This window comes from bacterium, assembly GCA_035703895.1.
Taxonomy (GTDB): Bacteria; Sysuimicrobiota; Sysuimicrobiia; order Sysuimicrobiales; family Segetimicrobiaceae; genus Segetimicrobium.
The window spans coordinates 1-2,453 of the sequence record DASSXJ010000193.1; the positions used below are offsets into that span (position 1 = coordinate 1).

Sequence of the window (2,453 nt, forward strand, 5' to 3'; positions counted from 1 at the left end):
GAAGTTGCGCCGTCTAACTCGGCGTTGGATCGCTCCCGCAGGGAGCAGAGGTTCGGAAGGAGCATGCCTCTGGGTCACCCGCCCTACCTGAACGCGAAAGCGGGAGGGGAAAGCAGCATGGCGGGAAAGCGCGGAACGTTGTGGAGGCGTTGATGGCGTTGCCGTGCAAGACCCGCGTGATATGGCGAAGACCAGGCTGTTTGAAGCCCAGTCCCCAGGGATGGAAATGTGCATTCTCTGACACACAACGCCCGGAGCAGAGCCATCGGCATCAGACGACTTCCCTTCGCGTCGTCCCAACCCTTCCGGCCGGTGGACGGTGGACAAAGAGTCCACTCAAGGGGACGGAAAGGCCGCCTACGTCGCGCTCGATACGTCCAGCGCAAGAGGAATTCGGGATTGCCTAAGGGGCGCGAGCCCTATGGTGACGGAGTGCCAATAGTAGTCGCGGGAGTCACGCCCCGCCAAGGGGGACGGGAAAGCCGTCCGCAGGGCGAAGTGGCACAGGTGTCTTCGATTTTCGGAACGGTCAGGTATGCGTAATGCAGAGCGCCGAAGCCCTACTGGAGATCATCCACGAACGAGGCAAGAGAGGTCTGCCACTGGTGCGTCTGTACCGCTGTCTGTTCAACCCGGAACTGTATCTGCGAGCCTACGGGAAGATCTACCGCAACGACGGTGCCCTCACTCCCGGCACGACCGCTGAGACCGTGGACGGCATGAGCCTGGCGAAGATCCAGGCGATCATCGAGGCGCTGCGGGATGAGCGCTACCGATGGACCCCGGCGCGGCGCGTCTACATCAATAAGAAAGGATCGGCGAAGAAGCGCCCGCTAGGTCTGCCGTCATGGTCGGATAAACTGCTGCAGGAAGTGATCCGCTCCCTCCTGGAAGCGTATTACGAACCTCAGTTCAGTGCCCGATCACACGGTTTCCGGCCACGCCGGGGATGTCACACCGCGCTGCAGGAAATCCAACGCGGCTGGGCAGGCACAGTGTGGTTCGTCGAGGGAGACATCTCCCAGTGCTTTGACCGGCTTGACCATGCGATCATGCACGGAATTCTTGCCGAAAAGATTCACGACAACCGGTTCCTCCGGCTGATCGACGGACTGCTCCAGGCTGGATACCTGGAAGAGTGGCACCACTTTGCGACGCTCAGCGGCTCGCCGCAGGGCGGAATCGTGAGCCCCATCCTCGCCAATATCTACCTGGACCGGCTCGACCAGTTTATCGAAACGGAACTCCTGCCCGCCTACAACCGCGGAGGCAAACGGAAGACATTCGCTCCCTATATGCGGACGTGGCGCTCCATGAGAAGCGCGGAACGAGAAGGACGCGACGACCAGGCGCGTGCGCTGCGACGCGAGTTGCAGCACCTGCCCTCGCGCGACCCGAACGACCCGCGCCATCGCAGGCTGCGCTACTGCCGCTACGCGGACGACTGGATTCTGGGATTCTGCGGGCCCAGGCGGGAAGCCGAAGAGATCAAGGACAGGATACGGACGTTCCTGCGCGATCACCTCAAGCTCGAACTGTCCGAGCCGAAAACCTTGATCACCCACGGGCGGACGCAATCCGCTCGTTTCCTCGGCTACGACATCGCGGTCCTCGCCGACGACCACAAGCACGACAAGCGCGGGCACCGGTCGATCAACGGCCGGATCGGGCTGAAAGTGCCGGTCGAGGTCTTGCGTGGCACATGCGAGCCCTACCTGAGCGGCGGTAAGCCCGCGCCCCGGCTGGAACGCACCGGCGACACAGATTTCAACATCGTCGCCCGCTACCAGGCGGAGTACCGGGGAATCGTCGAGTACTACCAGCTGGCCTACAACCGCCACCGCTTCACCCGCCTGAAGTACATCACGGAACGGTCGCTGACCAAGACGCTGGGACATAAGAACCAGATCAGCGTCACCAAGGTCTACCGCCGGTACCGTGCCACGCTTCAGACTGCCCAAGGCCCCCGCAAGGTGCTGCGGGTGAGGGTCGAACGCGAGGGCGGCCGCAAACCGCTGGAAGCCATCTGGGGCGGGATCTCCCTGGCGCACAAGAGATTCGGTGTCGGTGTCACCCTCAACGACGATCCTGCGGTGTTCCGCAAAGGTCAGCGCTCGGAACTCGTCCGACGGCTTCTGGCCGGGTCCTGTGAGCTGTGCGGCTCACGAGACGGCGTCTCGGCGCATCACATCCGGCGCCTGGCAGACCTCCCGGACACCGCAGAAGGCGGATCATCGCCCTGGGCCGAGCAAATGGCTAAACGCCGCCGCAAATCCCTGATCGTCTGCCTCGCATGCCACGAGAGCATCCACATCAGCCGCTCGACCCGGCATGACCCGCGGAACAAGGCACTAGAGAGCCGGGTGCGGTGACAAGCCGCACGCCCGGTTCGGCGGAGGGCCGCCGGAAAAGGGCCTGCTCAGCAGGCACCTCGCCGGCGGCCTATCCTGCGG

1 protein-coding gene is annotated in these 2,453 nt (G+C 63.4%); it reads left to right on the forward strand.

The genetic code is table 11. From position 1 onward, the window contains the following. Positions 1 to 542: 542 nt before the first annotated feature. Entirely contained in the window at positions 543 to 2,372 is a 1,830-nt protein-coding gene (locus tag VFP86_13335) for a reverse transcriptase domain-containing protein (protein HET9000622.1), read from the forward strand. The last annotated feature ends 81 nt before the right edge of the window (positions 2,373 to 2,453 follow it).